The organism is Hymenobacter elongatus (genome assembly GCF_004745955.1).
Taxonomy (GTDB): domain Bacteria; phylum Bacteroidota; class Bacteroidia; order Cytophagales; family Hymenobacteraceae; genus Hymenobacter; species Hymenobacter elongatus.
The window spans coordinates 1-1218 of sequence record NZ_SRLD01000103.1 but is presented as its reverse complement, the minus strand read 5'-3'; the positions used below and the strand labels follow the sequence as shown (position 1 = coordinate 1218).

Sequence of the window (1218 nt, the reverse complement as noted above, 5' to 3'; positions counted from 1 at the left end):
GGGTGTAATTCAAATCTTCGCTTGGCTGCTTTTGAGTAGTTGGGTGACGAGGTCGAACTTTCGGCTTTTGTAGGCTACGCGTAGCCGTAGCAGATGGTCGCAACCGTGGTTGGCCCAGCGCTGGCCGGAGCGTTTCATGCGTACTTGCAGCACACTGCGGTGCGCGGCCTCAATCGGGCCGCTGCCGATGAGCAGGCCGTCGGCCTGATAGGAGCCATAGCGCATGCGGTAGTGATTGGCCCGCAGGTAGCTCCCCAGGCACTGCCGGTCCGCCGCGGGTAGCTGCCGCAGCCCGGCCACGTGGGCTTCGACCCGTTCGCTCTCGTCGCAAAGCAGGTGCTGCTGTTGCCGGGCTAGCCAAGTGTCGCCTTGCGGCAGTTGGCGGGCCACGGCGGCCAGTTTCTCGACCACGTGGTAGTAGTCGAGGATGAGGGTAGCGTCGGGGTAACTCGTAGAGAGCCACTGACCAATCCAGGCAGCCCCGTCCGTGATAAAGACCTTTCGCACCGGGCTGTCGGGCGGCAACAGGCGCTCAAAGTGAGGCGTGAAGCCCGTATAGCAGCCCCGATGGGCCACGTACTCCGACGCTTGCGGCCCCGCAGATGTATCAGCGGACAGGTCAGCGGGCAGGTCCGCGGCGAACACGCGGCCGAGTTTGGTTTCCTGCCAGCCGTGGTCGGTAAAAAGCATACTGCCGTCCACCATCCCATAAACCAGGCCCGGGGCCTGCGCTTGCTGCCCGGCCAGCGCGGGGGAGGGCGTACTCAGGTGCTGCTCGTCGAGCCCATCGGCGATACGCTGGCACTGCCGGTACACCTGGCTCTGGTTGACGCGCAGGCCCAGCACCTGCTCGACCAACTCGGGCACCTGGCCAAAAACGGTCAACGTGCTGAGCAAGGCCAGCTTCTCTTGCAGGTAGGGGCTGGTGCGGCTGCCGAGCACGGGCCGGCTGAAAGCGTGGCTAACGGCTACTTCAATCTTGCCGTAGCGGCTGCGGATGCCGTTTTTTTTCGCTTGTCGGCCGGCACCGGCCCGACCGTCTGCTCCAGCACCTGCCGGCCCAATCCGGTCCAGACCTGGTCAAATTCTTTCTCAAACGTGTAGAAGTCGGCGTGCCGCTCTAAGGCGCAGAGCGCCTCGAAACGCGTTTCAGCCAGGGCTAGGTAGTCCGCTTTGGTCATCATCACAAGGGGGGCAATGGTCTCCTTCAAAGATATC

The 1218-nt window shown here is 63.4% G+C and carries 1 protein-coding gene and 1 pseudogene; both read right to left on the bottom strand.

What is annotated here, in order from left to right; translation table 11 throughout:
• Nucleotides 1-9: 9 nt before the first annotated feature.
• Nucleotides 10-942 (bottom strand): hypothetical protein, encoded by a 933-nt coding sequence (locus E5J99_RS20915; RefSeq protein ID WP_135499745.1) that lies wholly within the window; start codon nt 940-942, stop codon nt 10-12.
• A 26-nt stretch (nt 943-968) separates the two neighbouring features.
• Nucleotides 969-1218: pseudogene (locus E5J99_RS20910) on the bottom strand (hypothetical protein); the annotation flags it as partial.